The organism is Rhodoflexus sp. (assembly GCF_053489755.1).
Map to the genome: position 1 here is coordinate 71,830 of NZ_JBRCHD010000058.1, position 18,094 is coordinate 89,923.

General features: G+C 48.3%; 14 protein-coding genes. 5 read left to right on the plus strand and 9 right to left on the minus strand.

Translation table 11 applies throughout. From position 1 onward, the window contains the following. Positions 1-243 precede the first annotated feature (243 nt). The 3 genes from groL to ACWIP2_RS13315 all read right to left on the minus strand — a co-directional run bounded on the left by groL (position 244) and on the right by ACWIP2_RS13315 (position 3,290). The gene (groL, locus tag ACWIP2_RS13305) at positions 244-1,878 is read right to left on the minus strand and encodes a chaperonin GroEL (protein ID WP_448520432.1); all 1,635 of its coding nucleotides are present in this window, start codon (positions 1,876-1,878) and stop codon (positions 244-246) included. 66 nt (positions 1,879-1,944) lie between these two features. Continuing rightward, complete coding sequence (locus ACWIP2_RS13310) at positions 1,945-2,223, minus strand: co-chaperone GroES (protein ID WP_448520433.1); 279 nt, start codon at positions 2,221-2,223, stop codon at positions 1,945-1,947. Between the two features lie 173 nt (positions 2,224-2,396). Further along, complete coding sequence (locus ACWIP2_RS13315) at positions 2,397-3,290, minus strand: EamA/RhaT family transporter (protein WP_448520434.1); 894 nt, start codon at positions 3,288-3,290, stop codon at positions 2,397-2,399. A gap of 105 nt (positions 3,291-3,395) precedes the next feature. Between ACWIP2_RS13315 and ACWIP2_RS13320 the strand changes: the two genes are divergently transcribed. Then, on the plus strand, positions 3,396-3,893 hold the full coding sequence (locus ACWIP2_RS13320; RefSeq protein WP_448520435.1) for a peptidylprolyl isomerase: 498 nt from the start codon (positions 3,396-3,398) through the stop codon (positions 3,891-3,893). On the opposite strand, the gene prmC is transcribed toward ACWIP2_RS13320, so the two are convergent. After that, entirely contained in the window at positions 3,888-4,742 is an 855-nt protein-coding gene (prmC, locus tag ACWIP2_RS13325; RefSeq protein WP_448520436.1) for a peptide chain release factor N(5)-glutamine methyltransferase, read from the minus strand. The genes ACWIP2_RS13320 and prmC overlap by 6 nt on opposite strands. A gap of 69 nt (positions 4,743-4,811) precedes the next feature. Here prmC and ACWIP2_RS13330 point away from each other — a divergent pair, with 69 nt between their 5' ends. Both ACWIP2_RS13330 and ACWIP2_RS13335 read left to right on the plus strand, forming a co-directional pair. After that, on the plus strand, positions 4,812-5,000 hold the full coding sequence (locus tag ACWIP2_RS13330; RefSeq protein ID WP_448520437.1) for a hypothetical protein: 189 nt from the start codon (positions 4,812-4,814) through the stop codon (positions 4,998-5,000). 423 nt (positions 5,001-5,423) lie between these two features. Further along, positions 5,424-6,419, plus strand: a complete 996-nt coding sequence (locus ACWIP2_RS13335; RefSeq protein WP_448520438.1) for a ribonucleoside-diphosphate reductase small subunit — start codon at positions 5,424-5,426, stop codon at positions 6,417-6,419. Between the two features lie 64 nt (positions 6,420-6,483). Here ACWIP2_RS13335 and ACWIP2_RS13340 read toward each other — a convergent pair whose 3' ends face one another. From ACWIP2_RS13340 to ACWIP2_RS13355, 4 genes are all read right to left on the minus strand, one after another. Further along, complete coding sequence (locus ACWIP2_RS13340; protein ID WP_448520439.1) at positions 6,484-7,701, minus strand: TlpA family protein disulfide reductase; 1,218 nt, start codon at positions 7,699-7,701, stop codon at positions 6,484-6,486. A gap of 64 nt (positions 7,702-7,765) precedes the next feature. Then, positions 7,766-8,680 carry a methionyl-tRNA formyltransferase gene (fmt, locus tag ACWIP2_RS13345; RefSeq protein WP_448520440.1) on the minus strand — a complete coding sequence of 305 codons (915 nt, stop codon included), beginning with the start codon at positions 8,678-8,680 and terminating at the stop codon, positions 7,766-7,768. 18 nt (positions 8,681-8,698) lie between these two features. After that, positions 8,699-9,286 carry a DUF3299 domain-containing protein gene (locus tag ACWIP2_RS13350; RefSeq protein ID WP_448520441.1) on the minus strand — a complete coding sequence of 196 codons (588 nt, stop codon included), beginning with the start codon at positions 9,284-9,286 and terminating at the stop codon, positions 8,699-8,701. Next, positions 9,286-9,810, minus strand: coding sequence for a DUF4199 domain-containing protein (locus tag ACWIP2_RS13355; protein WP_448520442.1), 525 nt, complete (start codon positions 9,808-9,810; stop codon positions 9,286-9,288). The genes ACWIP2_RS13350 and ACWIP2_RS13355 overlap by 1 nt, the downstream gene beginning before the upstream one ends. A gap of 101 nt (positions 9,811-9,911) precedes the next feature. Here ACWIP2_RS13355 and argH point away from each other — a divergent pair, with 101 nt between their 5' ends. Beyond that, positions 9,912-11,240: an argininosuccinate lyase gene (gene argH, locus ACWIP2_RS13360; protein ID WP_448520443.1), complete on the plus strand. Its 1,329-nt coding sequence runs from the start codon at positions 9,912-9,914 to the stop codon at positions 11,238-11,240. Positions 11,241-11,257: 17 nt separating this feature from the next. Further along, positions 11,258-11,557: a hypothetical protein gene (locus ACWIP2_RS13365; RefSeq protein WP_448520444.1), complete on the plus strand. Its 300-nt coding sequence runs from the start codon at positions 11,258-11,260 to the stop codon at positions 11,555-11,557. A 239-nt stretch (positions 11,558-11,796) separates the two neighbouring features. On the opposite strand, the gene ACWIP2_RS13370 is transcribed toward ACWIP2_RS13365, so the two are convergent. After that, positions 11,797-18,094 (minus strand): lamin tail domain-containing protein (locus ACWIP2_RS13370; protein ID WP_448520445.1); only part of this gene is annotated, 6,298 nt, incomplete at its 5' end.

An 18,094-nucleotide genomic window follows, 5' to 3' on the forward strand; every position in this document is an offset into this window, starting at 1 on the left:
TTTTTTTTCTGCGTGTCCCCTTGATTGTACAAGTTCAAGATCACTTTGCGAATACTGATGTCTTTCATATGAATCATTTCAAACCTATTTTAACAGTCTACGTGTTCGCATAAAAAAGATTAATCTTAAAATGTTTCACTGTTTATTCCAAAGATACAATTTTCATCAGGCAAAAAAATAAAAAAGCCACCCCGAAAAAATCGGGATGGCTTTGTGTATGGATGAGCCCTGAGGCTTGCGGAATTACATCATGCCGCCCATGCCGCCCGGCATACCGCCGCCCGCAGCATTTGCAGGTGCATCTTCTGGCTCTTCAGCTACTACACACTCAGTAGTGAGCAGCAGAGAAGAGATGGAAGCCGCATTCTCAAGTGCCAGACGAGTTACTTTGGTTGGGTCAATTACGCCCGCAGCAAACAAGTGCTCGTACTTGTCTTCGCGAGCATTGTAACCGAAGTCATCTTTGCCTTCTTTTACTTTCTGTACCACCACAGAGCCTTCTCCACCGGCATTAGCTACGATTGTGCGCAGCGGAGCTTCCAGCGCTTGACGGATAATATTGACACCTGTAGCCTGATCTTCGTTAGAAACTTCTACGTTGTTCAGCGCTTCAATTGCACGGATCAAGGCTACGCCGCCGCCAGCTACTACACCTTCCTGAACAGCAGCACGGGTTGCGTGCAAGGCATCGTCAATGCGGTCTTTCTTCTCTTTCATTTCAACTTCGGTAGCAGCACCTACGTAGAGAATAGCTACACCGCCTGACAATTTGGCCAGACGCTCTTGTAGTTTTTCTTTGTCGTAGTCGGAAGTTGTAACTTCAATCTGTGCCTTGATTTGATTCACACGCGCTTGGATGTCTTCTTTTCTGCCTGCGCCATTTACGATGGTCGTATTATCTTTGTCAATGATAACTTTTTCGGCACGACCGAGATAGTCCAAAGTAGCGTTTTCCAACTTATAGCCGCGCTCTTCAGAGATGACAGTACCACCTGTCAGGATAGCAATGTCTTCCAGCATTGCTTTGCGACGGTCGCCGAAACCAGGAGCTTTAACAGCAGCTACGCGCAGCGCACCACGGATTTTGTTAACAACCAGAGTAGCCAATGCTTCGCCTTCTACATCTTCAGCGATGATCAACAGCGGACGACCTGACTGTGCAGACTGCTCCAGAATAGGCAGCAGTTCTTTCATAGAAGAAATTTTCTTGTCGTAGATCAGAATCAGCGCGTTGTCTAATTCTGCTTCCATTTTTTCGGTGTTGGTTACAAAGTAAGGAGACAAGTAACCGCGATCGAACTGCATACCTTCTACAGTTTTTACTTCGGTTTCAGTTCCTTTCGCTTCCTCAACTGTGATAACACCGTCTTTGCCAACTTTATCCATTGCATTGGCAATCATTTTGCCGATTTCCTCGTCGTTGTTGGCAGAAATAGTAGCAACTTGAGCAATTTCAGCAGAGGTTGTAATAGTTTTAGATTGTGCTTTGAGGTGCTCAACTACTTTGGCAACCGCCTTGTCAATGCCGCGCTTCAAGTCCATTGGATTTGCACCGGCAGCTACGTTCCGGATACCGTGAGAGAAGATAGACTGTGCCAGTACAGTAGCGGTAGTAGTACCATCACCTGCGCTGTCAGCAGTTTTAGAAGCTACTTCTTTCACTAATTGAGCGCCCATATTTTCTACGGCATCTTTCAACTCAATTTCTTTTGCAACAGTTACACCGTCTTTGGTAACGGTAGGAGAACCAAATTTCTTGTCCAAGATAACGTTGCGACCTTTAGGACCTAATGTAACTTTCACTGCATCGGCCAACGCATCTACACCTTTTTTCAAACGGTCGCGAGCATCGGTATCGAACAAAATTTTCTTAGCCATAATTGTTTTTTTTGATTGATTTTTAAGGTTCAACTTCAATGAAATTGAAAAACTGTTGTTGTAAGATTAGAGGATTGCAAAAATATCAGACTCACGCATGATGAGGTATTCTTTACCGTCTACGGTGATTTCTGTGCCAGCATACTTTCCGTATAATACGGCATCTCCCACTTTCACGGTCATAGGCTCATCTTTTTTGCCTGTGCCTACTGCTACTACAGAGCCGCGCTGAGGCTTCTCTTTTGCAGTATCAGGGATGATAATACCTGAAGCTGTTTTCTCTTCTGCCGGTGCAGGCTCTACCAACACGCGGTCTGCCAGAGGTCTGATTTTGATTTCTGCCATAGTTTTAGATATTTGAAAGTTGTTAATTAAAAAACGAGTAAGCATTTGGATTGCGCCTGATTTGTTTGGCTATCCGTGCTTATGATAAGCAGTTTTAATGCCACTCAAATTTCTACCCCAAAACCCTGACATTTTTGCAGTTGATATAAATTTTTCTCTGACAGATTTTTACCTCATGCTGCCAGAAATGTCAGTGCAACCAGTGCCAAAGCCATTCCTATCAGGTTGGTGTGTGTCAGTTTTTCGCGAAAAAGCCAGACCGAAGCAGCAGCGGCTGTCAGAATAATAAGGATGTTGTACAAAGGAAACAGCCATGCGCCATTGTTGCTAAAAGCAGAAAGCGCCTGCAACAAGAGATAAACGGAAAAGTAGTTAGGTACACCCAAAGCAACACCGCCTGCCATGCTGCGCCAATGAATGCGCTCGCCTACTTTAATCATCCTGAAAATCAGCATAATCATTCCTGAAACAGCCGCTGCACCAAACGAGGCGATAGAAAAAAGCGCCTGCTGCTGCTCACCTTGCAGGCTGCCGTTTGACCAGTTGATGGTAGTATCTACGATTCCGCCTGCAACAAACACCAACACAGGCAATAGAATTGCTGCAAGTCCTCTTTCTTGTGGTAAACTTTTGGTATCTGCCTTTGCTTCCCTCGCCGTTGCCAGCCACAATGCAGGGAAAGTCAGCACGATGCCTGTATAAGCCATGAGCGTCAGTTTGCTGCTGGGCACAAACAACACGTTGAACAGCACCGGCACAACAAGCGACATCTTGGCTGCCAGTGTGGTGATAGTTACACCTGCTTTTTGTGTAGAAAAGCCTGATAGTGAGAAGCCTGTAAAAAAAAGTACACCTAAAATTCCCGCCGGATAGAGCCACTCCAAAGAACCGTTCAGCGTAACAGCGGGCGAGTGTCCCTGTGCAAAAAACACTATGCTACCCGTTAGCACGCACACTACATAATTAAAGGTTACACCCTGCCATACGTTTACGCCCCATTTTTCAAAAGCCTTGAAAACCAACATCAAAGTGGCGGAACATAGCGCAGAAAGCAATAAGAAAACCATAGAAAAAACTGATTGAAAACAATTGGTAAAATTACAGCCGGTATTTTAAACAGAGGCTCAAAAAGCTGAGATAATATTTTCAACTTTGTAGGCATACAAGGATTCATGTTAGGACTTTTTAAAAAAGACAAAGGCGGCAGCGGCGCTCGCATGGTAGTGCGCATTTTCACCTCTAAAGGAATGATGGAGGCTGACTTACTGACAGGCGCTATGCCGCTTACTACGGCGCACTTTATCCGGGTGGTACAAAGTGAATTTTACAACGGGCTACAGTTTTTCCGCTACATGCCCGAAGTGCTTATTCAAACAGGTTGCCCGCACAATAACGGCACAGGCACAGCACCGGGCATTGGGCATATCAGCCAAGAATCTTGTACCATTCCGCTAGAAGATGGAGTACTTGCCATGTCGCATACGGCACCGCACCTGATCGGATCGCAGTTCTTTATTTGCCTGAGCAGGCGCGGCGCAGCCTATCTGGAAGGATCTTGTCCAGCATTTGCCAAAATCACGACAGGCGATACAGTAATGAGCAGGCTACGCCCCGGCGATGTGATCCAGCGCATGGAAATTGCAAGCTACAGTATTGCTGAAGAATCATGATCGGGCAAGTACAAACCGATCTTTGCCGTGTAGGTCTTGCACCACCTGTACATAAGCAAACCCTGCGGCGCTAAAAACAGCTGCGGTTGGTTCGCCAAGCGCCTCGTTGATCTCTACAATGGTTTGTCCGCCTGCTTTCAAGCGCAGCGCAGCCGTGCGGGCAATCGCCCGATAAAATACCAGCGGATCGCTGTCTGCAACAAAAAGCGCATAAGGCGGCTCGAAATACAACACGCGGGGCTGCATTTGCACCCGCTCGCTTTGGCGCACATAGGGAGGATTGCTGACAATCAGATCGCACGGCGGCAGGTTTTCCGCAAAGTCTTCCGACAATACGTCAGCCTCCCGAATAAGCGTTTGCACGCTCAGTTTCTTTGCGTTCAGGTGCGTGTAATAAAGTGCCTGCGGGCTATTGTCAAAGGCATAAACCGTAGCTCCGGGATGCCGCAAAGCAAGCGTATGCGCAATACAGCCCGAACCTGTGCACAAATCGGCAATGACAGGATTTTTTTCAGGCAGGCTGTTTAAAAAATCGGCTGCTATTTGTACCAGCTGCTCGGTTTCCTGACGCGGGATCAGCACACCCTCCCCTACTGCAAATTGCCGCCCGCCAAACCATGCATAGCCCAATACATACTGCACAGGCATTTGGCTACGCAGCAGCGGCAAGGCTTCCTTCCATTTGTCAAATCCTTGTAAATCAGGCGATTTGCCTGTTGCGATATCTACTGTTCGCAACCCGAAAAAGTCTTCCAGCAACCAGCGAGCAATTGCATCGGACTCCTGTGGCTCGTAGATCAGGTCTAACTCCTGTCTGAGTTGTTGTAAAATTGTCTTTGCCTCTGTCACAAATGATGTGTTAAGAATATGATTTTTGGGGTGTAAATTTACACAACAATATCAACCAAAAGAAATCACATGACACATCCCAAATACATCGTCTACACAAATGATACGTTTCCAAAAATACTGCTTCTGCTGCTTTTATTATGGAGCGGCACACTACAAGCGTCTGATAGGCTGAAGGTTATCAAATTTTTTCAGCTTCAGGAAAAAGACGGACTGCTGATTTTACCGCTGCTCTATGCTACGCCCGCAACTACTTAAATATAGCTAGCTACGGCGGCGGCATGCGGCTCGCTGTTAACCAAAAGGAACTGCCGAATCTCTGATTGGACTACGGATTTGGGAGAGGCAATCAAGGCTTGTATTTTTCCATCGCCGAAGCCTTTTGAGCTATCTTACACCGCTATCAGCCTTTGAAAAGTAATATTTTTCGCCTATTTGAGGCAAGTCGGAAAGGCAGGCTATTTTGTTATTTTAACAGTCTTCTAAGTGCTGTTTTTAGCAATTAATTTACTCATCACTCGCAAATTAGCGGCATTTATTGCATCTTTGTAAATTAAAGAAATACTGCTATTACCCCAAGCTCTCGACAAAATCTTCAAAAAGTCCTAAAACAATAAAGACTGAACGGATTGTTTTGAAGTAAGATTTGTGTTAAGTTTTACTTGTTTACTGCTCTATACAATGACAAACACTGAAGTTGCAACCTTTAAAGAACCGCTGTTGGTCGAAAATCCCAACCGATTTGTATTGCTGCCGATTGAGTACGACGACATTTGGCAGATGTACAAAAAGCATGAAGCAAGTTTTTGGACGGCAGAAGAGATTGATCTCTCGCAAGACCTGAAAGATTGGGAGAGCCTCAACGAAGGCGAAAAACATTTTATTAGTCACGTACTGGCTTTTTTTGCAGCCAGCGATGGCATTGTAAACGAAAATCTGGCAGCAAACTTCTTGCACGAAGTACAGTACTCAGAAGCTAAATGCTTCTATGGCTTCCAGATTATGATGGAAAACATCCACTCGGAAACCTATTCGCTGCTGATTGATACCTATATCAAAGATCCTGCGGAAAAACACCGCCTGTTTAATGCTATCGAAACGATTCCCTGCGTACAGAAAAAGGCAGAGTGGGCTTTGCGCTGGATCAAGAGTGAGCATTTTGCCGAACGGCTGGTAGCTTTCGCTGCTGTGGAAGGTATCTTCTTTTCAGGTAGTTTCTGCTCTATCTTCTGGCTGAAAAAACGCGGACTGATGCCGGGGCTTAGCTTCTCTAACGAGTTGATTTCCAGAGACGAAGGCTTACATTGCGACTTTGCTTGCCTGCTCTATACCCGCCATCTGAAAAACAAGCTATCCGAAGCGCGCGTCTTAGAGATTATTACTGACGCGGTGCGCATCGAGCAGGAATTTATCACCGAAGCGCTCCCTGTGAACCTGATTGGTATGAACGCTAAGCTGATGAGCCAGTACATCGAATTTGTGGCCGATCGCCTGCTGATGGAACTGGGCTACAACAAGCACTATGGCTCATCTAATCCTTTCGATTTCATGGAGATGATTTCGCTCCAAGGCAAAACCAACTTCTTCGAGAAGCGCGTAGGCGAATACCAGAAAGCCGGTGTAATGAACAAAGAAAGCAAAGACAACCACAGGTTCAGCTTAGACGCAGATTTTTAATCTGTACAGTCGTAAATACTACACAAAATCGAGGTCTGCTCTACGGAACAGACCTCGATTTGTTTTACAAGTGTTTCAATATTTCCTCTTCTAATTTTTTGCCAGTAGCTGTCCCGAAGCCTTGCTGTACGAACACGATATCGCCTTTGCGGTCGATCAGGTACAAGGTCGGGTAGCCAGACACGCGATAGATAGTTGCTGTTTTTTGTCCATCGTCCAGTACGCTTGTGTAAGCAATGTTGCGCTTTTGGAGAAACTCGGCAATACCATCCGATTTTTTGTCAAAGGGGTTAACGCCAATGACTTTCAGCCCTTTGTCCTTGTATTTTTCGTGAAGGGCTTGCAATTCGGGCAGGGCTAACAAGCATGGATAACACGACTTATAATAAAAATCAATCAGTACAAGGCTTCCTCTCAGATCTTCCAAACGAATGACTTCATCGGTCAGCGAAGGTAGCTCCCAAAGCGGCGCAGGCTCTCCGGCTTTGAGCAACTCGGGTGCCTCATAAGGCGTGTACTCTTTGATCGTCAGGTTTTTGGGCAACCGTTGCAGGCTGAAAAGCGAATCGGTAAGTGCTGTGTTCCACTCATATTTGGTAAGTAAATAGCGGTCGTACTGCCAAACCGTATCAGGCCCCTGAAGTATTTTGTAGGTGATGTCATATTGTATTGGAACGCTGTCTGCTTCCGAAATCCAAAAGTCGTATTGGCTACGCAGCAGGCTCAGTATTTGCTTTGGGTCGGGTGCTTCTTCCTTGGCAAACTGCACATGATAGCTGTCAACATTGCCAATTTTTTCCTTCCCTACAAGCCGTACCGGGACTTTCCATTTTTCCCAATTGGAAGTAATGTAAGATTTGTCGGGTTGCATGAGCAGCGGATGCAACCTGTTATTGTCCAGATAGTTTTTTATTTGGCTTGTCCAGCGTTGCACTGACATAATCGTCGCAGTGTCATCATAAGTAAAGGCGTACTCCTGCCCATTGTACAGATTTTCCGAAGTAAATGTCTTTCCCTTGGATTGCGTTTGTTGCTGTTTGTAGAAAAAAACACCAGAGATGGTATCAGAAGGCACTTTCCGGAAGTTTACCCGATGCCTGCTTATGGAAGTATCGGAGTAGTCCATAAACTTCTGATAATGCAGCATTTCATAGTAGCCCGTCTGGGTGCGGCGACATTTATCCAATAGCAGGTGCAGCAGCGTATCAGGATTTTGCGCATATACTCCGAACTTATTGCACATAATCAATATGCAACACAGGTAAAGATATTTGGCTTTCATAACGAAGAGTGGATTATTCGCTGTTAATTTAGTAAAAAATCGACATCATACAAGCCAATATCCGCTAAATTTTATTTCCCCGCAGAAACTCGGCAATACTCATGCGCTTTTTACCTTCTGTCTGCAATTCTTCTACAGCAATGTAGCCATCACTTGTACCAATATGCAGAAAAGTTTTACCATCCGTATGCCATTCACCGGGCTGATAGTTATTACCGTTGTGTATGGGATCAACCTTGTAGATCTTATAGACAAGCCCCTTGCGGCGCGTCCATGCCGTCGGAAAGGGGTTCATACCGCGCACGAAGTTAAATACCTCCTCGGCTGATTGATGAAAGTTGATTTCGCAGGTTTCTTTGAAAATTTTTGGCGCCTTTTTAAGCTCCTCAATAGCAATTTGCTGTTGCGGTGTGGCTGTAACATTCCCCTTTTCGATTGCCTGAACGGTTTGCAATACTAATTTCGCTCCGTTGTGCATCAGCCGCTCGTAGAGTGTGCCTGCGGTATCGCTGCGATAAATCGGCTCTTTTACCTGCATAATCAGGTCGCCGGTGTCTATCTCGTGCCGTAGGAAAAAAGTAGTAGCGCCTGTCTCTGTTTCGCCGTTGATGATTGCCCAGTTGATAGGCGCTGCCCCGCGATACTGCGGTAGCAGGGATGCGTGCAGGTTGATAGTCCCCAATGGCGGCATCGCCCAAACGACCTCAGGTAACATACGAAAAGCAACTACAATTTGCAGATCGGCTTTTAAAGCTCGCAACTGGTTTAAAAAATCTTCATTTTTGAGCTTTTCAGGCTGAAGAATTGGCAGCCCCAATCGCTCGGCAGCAACTTTAACAGCCGAAGGCTGGAGTTTTAATCCGCGACCTGCAGGTTTGTCGGGTGCGGTAATGACTGCCACTACTTCGTAGCCGTTTTGCACCAATATTTCCAGAGATGGTACGGCAAAATCAGGCGTACCCATAAATACAATGCGCATGGCGCAAAGATACGCCTTTCATTGCTCTACAACTGCAGAGGTAAGCGCGAAGAATAGCCTTTCGGGGTCGTCTTGGTTGAGTTGAAGCGTACCTTTGATAGTGATTGGCTTGTCGGTAAATGGAACAGGTTCTTTCGTGCGTACCTCTATCACGCTTTCAGGCCCTGCTACGCCGCAAAAAAAGCAAGAGGCATATGGGAAATAAGACAACACAAAGTGAGTACTTTCGCGGCTTTCCTCCAAAGGGATTATGAAACCTTTCAACGTAACCTCTTTTCCTTCCAGCGCCTGCAACTCCTCCGAAAAGCGAGCTTCAAAGAAAACATCTGTTTCCTCGTATTCTACCTCGCGCAGCAGATTCCAAAGTGCCGCTGACTTTTCTTTGTGCCAGAGCGTATCGCCCAGATCGCCGAGTTCTTTGAGTGCATCGGGTTCTTTCACTATATAGCTGAAACTACCCGTCATTTGCGGCCTGTTCTGGTACTGTTCCAAACCTGTCAGGCTGCTGCTGCGCTCGGCTTCGCGCTGTTCAACTGTTCTTTGCCACCACAAACGGATGGCAAAGAACAGCGCTAAGATGAGTAGAAAGTACTTCGTATAACGCATTAGAAAGTTTCTTCGGGCTTATTTTTCTTCATAATAGCCGCCATAATGGCGCTAATAATGGCATAAAAAACACCTTGGCCAAGTAAGGTCTGCAATGACTTACCAGTCGTCATGCTCATGTCTTGTTTCTCAATTTCGGCAAGCGCTGCATCCACCTGTTCGCCGCTCATACCTAATTTGGCAAACATAGACTCGCTGTTTTTGATAACTGCCCGCTTCATTGTTTCTGCCAGATCAGGATCAATCACATTGTACAGCATGTAATTGAAGATGATACCGGCAACAGCGCTGATCATCAACATGATGAAAATATCGCTAAACATTTCACCAAAAGTAGCAAAACCTCCACGTGCCTGACGCAGCAACCGTGCAAAATAAATAATAAGTGCAATACTGATCAGCAGGATGACAAAACTGGAGATCATACTTGCCATCAGTTCTACATTGACGACGTAGATCAGCAGTTGCACAACGATACCAACGGCAGCCAACATAAGCCCATAGCGGATAGCAGTGTTGTTCATAGTTTTTATGAGATTGTTTAAGTGAAAAATTACAGCTATTTGACGCAAAGTTTCGGATCTTTGTTGTGCAATTTCGCTAAAAAACAACAATTATCAGCCGCATGAAACTCTGGCAAAAGAATTTTGATATACATGAAAAGATCGAGCGCTTTACCACCGGGCGCGATCGCGAAACTGACTTGCTGCTCGCCCGCTACGATGTTTTAGGCTCGCTGGCGCATATCCAAATGCTGCAAAGTGTGGGGCTGCTGACCGCAGAAGAGTTAATAAAACTGCAACAAGGACTCAAAGAAATTTATCTTGAAATCGAGAACGGGCAGTTTACGATTCGCGAAGGAGTAGAAGACGTACACTCGCAGGTAGAACTGCTGCTGACCGAACGCCTCGGCGAAGTGGGTAAGAAAATCCACAGCGGACGCTCGCGCAACGATCAGGTACTAACAGACATCAAGCTATTCATTCGCGCCGAAATTCAGCGATTGGTAGAAAATATTACAGACTTTGTGGATTTATTAATCAAACAAAGTGAAATCTACAAACACGTACTCTTACCGGGGTACACGCATTTCCAGCTGGCGATGCCGTCCAGTTTTGGCCTGTGGTTCGGTGCCTATGCCGAAAGTCTGGCTGATGACCTGCTCGTATTACAGGCTGCCTACCGCACCGCCGACCAGAATCCCTTGGGGTCTGCAGCCGGCTACGGCTCTTCGTTCCCTCTGAATCGCCGCCTGACAACCGAACTGCTGGGCTTTTCCGATCTGAACTACAACAGCGTTTACGCACAAATGACTCGCGGCAAAACTGAACGCATTACGGCAACGGCCATGGGCAGCGTAGCGGCTACTTTGGGCAAACTATCTGCCGATATATGCCTCTATATGTGCCAGAACATGGATTTCCTGACTTTTCCACGAGAACTGACAACGGGATCCAGCATTATGCCACATAAAAAGAACCCTGATGTGTTCGAACTGATCCGCGCCAAGTGCAATCGCCTGCAAATGCTGCCTGCCGAAATAGGCATGCTATTGGCCAATCTGCCTTCGGGCTATCACCGCGATTTGCAATTAATCAAGGAAAACTTCCTGCCCGCTTTTGCAGAACTGAACGATTGCATTGACCTTGCGATGTACATGTTAGAGCGCATCATCGTCCGTGAAACCATCATCAGCGAGGAAAAGTACAAATACTTATTCAGCGTAGAGGCTGTCAACAAGGAAGTTTTATCGGGAATGAGCTTTCGCGATGCTTACAAAAAAATTGGACTTATCATAGAAGAAGGCAATTTCCACCCGGATATGACGTTATCACATACGCACGAGGGCAGCATCGGCAACCTCTGCAATGCTGAGATTCGCCAAAAAATTGAAACCATCGTTGCCGGATTTCAGTTTGATAAAGCGCAGAAAATGTTCGAGTTAGTTAATTAATGTTTTAATATTTTGCTATGTTCACACCTGGAGACAAAGTCGTTTGCATCAACGCAGATTTTTCCATGTACCCCAATATTTTTGATGTGTTCAAACAACTGCCCAAGCGCGATGAGATCTACACCGTGCGTCAGAAGCAATACATAGAGGGCATGGGCTACCGCATCTTGTTGGAGGAGATTCATAATCCGCCTGTTTACATTGACATGGTCAAGGGCATGGTAGAGCCTGCCTTTGCGGCCAACCGCTTCGCCCTGCTGATGAATCCGCTTATCGTAGGACAAGAGGAGGAAGTAGCAGAAGAAGCCTTTGCATAATATTTATGCTGAAATGAATCATATGCTATGCAGTTTTTACCCTGCAGGGATTACATATTGGTAGCATTGAAATTATCCCTGCCCCTTTTCCTAAGGCTGTCCAAAAAGGACGAATGTAGCACAGACTTCATTCTGCAACTATTTGATAATCAAGCGATTAGCAAATCACAGACTAAAGTCCGTGTTACTTTTTGGACAGCCTCGATTTACTAATGATGCAATTCATAATAGTACAATACCTACTGCGCCCCTACAACCACCTTCAACTGTTCGCGCTTGATATTTCCCTGTAAATCAAAGAGTTCAATCATCAGCAAATACGGACCGATGCGGGCTTTTGAGCCATTGTCGGTCGTTCCGTCCCATGCAAGAAACATACCCGGCGCAACCGTTTCCTGATTGAGCAGGGTTTTCATGGGTCTGCCGGCAGCGTCAAAAATTTTGATGGTGGCTACACCGCCCGTTGCGGCGCAGTCCAAATGCAGCCGCATGAAATCCTGAAAGCCGTCGCCGTCGGGTGTAAATACCTGATTTTCAATACGAAAACAATCTTTCAGCGTAGCCAACGCCCTTTGCCGCTCCGATTGGGAATTCAGGAAAGTCGGCGTACCAAAAAACGGCGCGGCGGCTGAAAACCAGTTGTTGCGGTCTTGTGTAGGCGCATTGAACGAAATTCGCTCCAAAGAAACGCCCTCTCTGCGTTCTAACAGTGGGAAATGCCAGCGTTCCTCATAGTCCAATCTGTCCATGAGTACGCCCTGCGGGGTCAGCAGACGCACTGAACCCTCGCTGTCGTTGTATGACGGAAGACTTACGATCTGCACTAATGAATCAATCGTGCGGCTGTATTGCTGTTTCAGCCTGATTAAGTCAGGTGTCAGCACCAAATAGCTCTGCGGCGGCATGATGCGCATTTCCGTTGTGATGACGCGGTTGGTTGTGGCATTGGCAATCACCCAGTTTTGCAGGTTGATGAACTTGTCGGATTTGTTGTAAATCTCTACAAAATCAACCCCATTCGGCGGCGGATTGAACAGTATTTCATTGATAATCAAATCGCCAAGTGCTGCCTCCTGCGGCACGACAAAGGGAATGACAGGCGAATGAAACAGCGTATTCCCTGCACAATCGCGCAAGGTACGGACTTGCAACGTTGCCCGCTCGCCCGGTGCAAGCACCTGCGGAAGCGTGAGTAACACCTCATCAGGTTGTGCATAAAGGAACGATATATTACTGATAGTCAGCGAATTGTTGAGCAGATATACTGCCTGTACCGCTGCCAGACTATCAATTGCTTCGTTGAAAACAACCCGCACGGTGCGCCCGTCTGCTGTTTCTACGCGCTGAATTTGCGGTGCTTGGCTGTCAGTCAGGGCGCTGCGGATGCTGTTCGCTGCGGCAGGCGTGCCCCCCGAAGGATGTACAGAAGCCTCCCAGTTGGCGCTGCCTGCACAAGGGTTGCCCGTGTCGCGCATTTCCAAGCTCCATCCGCCGTCGCGTTTCTGCGCGTCGCTTATCCATGTAGCGCGGTAAGCAACCTGATGTAGCAATAAGCCCGAAGCATTGCGCAATTGCATTACATCGGAAGTATTGCTTAAAGCAGCCCAGCGGCTCGGGGCTACTACGCGATCTTCGGGCAGGAAAGCGCGGAAAGCCGCCACCGAAGTGCTTGGACAGAATATCATATAGCTTTGCGGCAATATATTTACATCGGGCAGCACGCCTGTTGTGCCGTTTGCATTGTTCAGGCGTACGCCATTGAGGCTCAATACCTTATCGCTTGCGTTGAAAATTTCCACATATTCCGATTCGGGCAAACCCACCACAGGCGAAGGGTCGGGCATAAGTTCGGTTATCAGCAATTCAAACTTTTGGGGCGTTGCGCCCAATCCAAAGTTGAAATCTGCTGGAACAATCGCATTGCCGGAACAATCCCTGACATCGCGCACGGTCAGGCGGTTCAGCGCGCCGCGCTCCATCGCACGGAACAGTTGCAACACAACCGTCTGCTCGTTCAATACCTGTACCGAATCTACCAGCAAACCATTGGCAAACTGATAGTTAGCACGCGACAATAGACTTGTGCTGTCCATCGGTTCGTTGAAAGTAATACGCAACAGGCGTTCATTCAACACGCGCACTTCCTGTACTTGCGGCGGTGTGCGGTCGGGATTCGGGCGGCGCACGCTGTTTGCTGTGCCGGGCGTTCCTCCGCGCGCATCAACGGACGAAATCCAGTTGCTTGCCTGTTGGCAAGGTTGGTCGGTGTCTATCATTTCCAAACTCCAACCGCCATCGCGTTTGGCTGCCTCATGCCAAGAAACCTGATAATTAACGCTGTAAATCAATGCGCCTAAGTGCCTGATTTCCAGCAACTCGCCACTATTGGACAGCGAAGGAAAATTCGCTACGCCTACTACCCGCGCTGCAGGAACAGCAGCCGCAATTTGCGGGGCGGCGCTTGTATTGGCCAATACGATGTAGCTACGGGCGGCCATCGCCAGCGGCGGCAGGCGCAAACTAAAATTACTTTCAGGTTTGGTAAACGAAACACCCGCCAGACTGATGAGCGCATCGGTATTGTTGTAAAGCTCAATGTACTCACGGTCAGGCAGTTGCACAGGCGGCGAAGGGTCGGACATGATTTCTGTAATGAGTAACTCATGACGCGCCGGCGCACGACCGATGCCAAAAGTAGTGCGCAAACTATTCGCGCTCAACGGATTACCCGCACAATCGCGCAGATTCTCCGTCAAAATAATTTCGTATAAACGCCCTGCCAGAGGCGCTTCCGCTAATGTCAGTCGCACAATTCGGTTGCTTTGCAAATCCATACTGCGAATGGCAATTGCAGGTTCTATCCGATAGTTAGCCAGCGTACCCAATGCGGCGCTGTCCATGCGCTCGCTGAAAGTCAGCGTCAGATTGACGCCTGTTAATTGTACATTTACAAGTTCGGGCGATGTGCGGTCGGGATTGGAAGCCGCCGCCGAATTGGGCTGACCGGGCGTTCCGCCGCTTGGATGAACCGAGGATGTCCAGTTTTCGGCTTCGCTGCAAAGATTGTCGGTGTCAATCATTTCCAGACTCCAACCGCCGTTGCGCTTTACGGCATCGGCGTGCCAATCGGCGCGATAACTGACTTCATGCAATACTAAACCATTGACAGACAGCGCTAAACGCTCGCCTGTATTACTCAGCGACGGGAAACTCGCAACGCCAATCACGCGCTGCGGCTCGGGGCGATACAGCAGGAAACTATCCACGCGCGAAGTAGCGCACAGCACCGCATACTGACGCGGCGAAAGGAATACATTCGGCAAGCGAATCGTTGAGTTGTCATCGCTCAATTGCACATTTTGAAGACTGATAAGCTCGTCGGAATTGTTGTAAATTTCAATAAACTCCGCCAGCGGTAAACCGATTTTGGGCGTTTCATCTGCCAGAATTTCGGTGATGAGCAATTCGCCGCGCTGCGGATTGCGCCCGATGCCTAAGTTTTGAGCAAAAGGCGTAAGCAGATTGCCCGCACAATCGCGTAAGCCGCTGATTTGCAGGCGATAGGTCAGCGCGGGGTTCAAAGGCTGCCGCAACAAAAGGCGCGCCTGACGGCGACTAATCACCCGTATTTCGCCGATTTGCGCGCCCTGCGTAAGGGTGTAAGAGGCGATTTGCCGAATGGTTTCCGCCGTGATAAGTTCAGAAAACTGCACCTCAATTTCGCGCTCGTTGCGCAGCGTTGCCGAAGTTACGCGGGGCGGCGTGTTGTCCTGCACCGCACCCCGCACCGAATTTGGCGCGCCGGGTGTCCCCCCGCTCGGATGCGCCGAAGCCCGCCAGTTCTGCTCTTCGGCGCAAAAGTTGGTCAAGTCAATCATTTCCAAACTCCAACCGCCGCGTTGCTTGTCCGCATCGCCGTACCAGGTGGAAGCATAGCGCACCGCGTCAATTTCAACCCCCGAAGTATCGGTGAGCGAAAGCTGCGCGCCGCCGTCCGCCAGCGTCGGGAAGCTCGCAATCCCTACCCCACGACCGCCGAAGTTGGCGGCGCGAGTAGTACTTGTCAGCACTAAGGATTCATCAGGCGCAATCGTGCGATTCGGCAGTGCGAAGAGGCGGGTTTCATAACCTAACCGTATGGTATTCAGCCTGATAAGGTCGCCCGTAAGGTTGGTAATTTCTATGTATTCGCCCCAATTCACTGTAATTGGGCTGCCCGCAGGCGGGTTAGGATTCGCCATAATTTCGCTGATGCGCAAATCGCGGGGGCGCGCGCTCCTGCCAATGCCGATGCGCGCCGTATCTGCCGCCACATTGCCAATGCAATCCGCTATATTGTTGATAATCAACAGATATTGCCTTGCGCTATCCAAAGGCGCAGAGAGTCGCAGGCGAATGTTGAGCGTATCGGAAGGCGTAACGGTTTGTATGGAAGGCGCTCCATCGCCCAACAAGCGATAGTTCGCCGTTTGGGATAAGATAGCGCGGCTGACAGGCTCGGTCAATCGGATTTGCAGGGTTTGTGCATCGGTTGCTGTAAAAGAGGCAATGCGCGGCGGCGTTTTGTCGGGATGGTTGCCAAAGAGTGAATTTTGCGCGCCGGGCGTTCCCCCGCGCTCGTCTGTGGAAGCGAACCAGTTATTGGCAGGTTCACAGCTATTTTCTTGTAAATCAATGCGTTCTAATGTCCAGCCGCCATTGCGCTTTACAGCGTCGCGGTACCAGCTATCGCTGTAACGGACAGAGTCAATTGCTTTGTCATCAATATCCAACAGACGGATGCTTTCGCCGGAATTGGTCAAAGCTCGCCAAGGATTTAGCCCAATCACGCGCCCGAAAGGCTGCCATTGTTCCACCGCATTGGCAGGGCAGAGAATGACATACTCACCCGGGGCAATGCTGCCATCGCCCAGCGCCGTTGCGCCCGACTCATCGGCAAATTTGATTCCCAGCAGGTCAAAAGGCGTAGCGGAATTGTTGTAAATTTCTACAAATTCGGTTTCAGGCAAACCTACCGCAGGGGTAGGGTCAGCCAGAATTTCGGTGATAATCAACTCATTGCGGCGCGGCTGCGGCGGACGGCGAAAAGTCAGCGTAGCGGGACTCATGGTGTTGCGCAAAACATCTTGCACATTGCTTACCGTAAGCGTATAGCTGACGCCATCTTCCAGACGATTAGCCAACCTGAGTTCTACCTCTGTGCCGCGCAACACTGCGCTTGTCGGTCTGCCGATGCCGCCTGAAATTTCGTAATGGTTCAACGCCTCGGCGGTAGCGCGGTCTAAGGCTTTATTGAAAATAACCAAGATGCGGTCAGTTGCCAACACGCGCACGGCGGTCGCTTGCGGCGGGCGGCGGTCTAAGGTAAACTCATGTACCGACTGCGGCACAAAACGACGGCAGGCGGTCTCAAAACCTCCCAAAGTAATCGTATAAGTCTGATTTTCAATAAAATCATCGGCAAAGAAAAGCGTTACAATCGCCGGGTTTTGCGTACTCTTCACCGCTGAAACAGGCTTTAAATTAGTATCGCCGTTCAAAAAGTAGCTGTTCGCATTTTCCGCAGCCGCCGTAGGCATTTCTTCGGAAAATACAATTTCAAGCAACTTAGATGTACGCGGAAAAACCTGCGCCACATAGGTTGCAAAAGTCAAACTTTGCGTGGCAGGATTCATGGTGTTGCCGTTCAAGTCCGCCACATTGCGAACGGTCAGGGAATAGCTCTGCTCTTGCGCCATTGGGTTGGGATAAGTCAGGCGCACAACGGTTGGTGAAATAATCTGCACCATAGGCGCGCCGCTAATGCCTGATAATGCGTAATTGCTTGCCAATGAAGCGCTTGCCGCTTGAACAGCTTCGGTGAAACGAACTTCTATTTCATTACGGTTAAGGATAAACGCCTCTCCTACTTTGGGGGCAATTGTGTTGAATGTGCGCGATTGCGTAGCCACTCTGTTGCCACCCAAATCGGCAATATTTTGAATTTGCAGGCTGAAATTTTTATCATCGGGTAAAGCTACGGCAGTTGTCAGGTAAACTATTGCAGTATTCACCGGACAAAGCGTTGCCGATGCAATGCTAATAATCTGATTATCAGTTGTATTAGTCAGCTCAAAGTTAGATGTGAGGATACTTGTTGCGCCCAACGGCTCGCTGAATCGCAACTCCAAAACGGTGGATGAGCGGTGCAAGAGTTGCTGCCACTCGGGCGCGTCAGGGTCATACCGAACGGCAATGTTATTAGTACTCATCACGTTGCCCGCCAAATCGCGTACGCCCGTTATGCGAAGAGTCAGCGGCGTATTGGCAGGAATAGGCTGCGCAAAAGTAATTACTACAATGTTGGTATTCAGCGGATTGCGCTCTGCCCGCAAAGGAAAACCAATGTTGTTATTAAGCGAATAGTTATTGACCAACTGCGCCGTAATCGGCTCTACGGGTTCGGAAAAAGTGATTTCTATTTGCGTTGCCGAAAGAAAGCGCCAGCCTGTCAGGTCATTGACGGTTGGGGCGCGGGTGTCGCGCTGAAATACGACG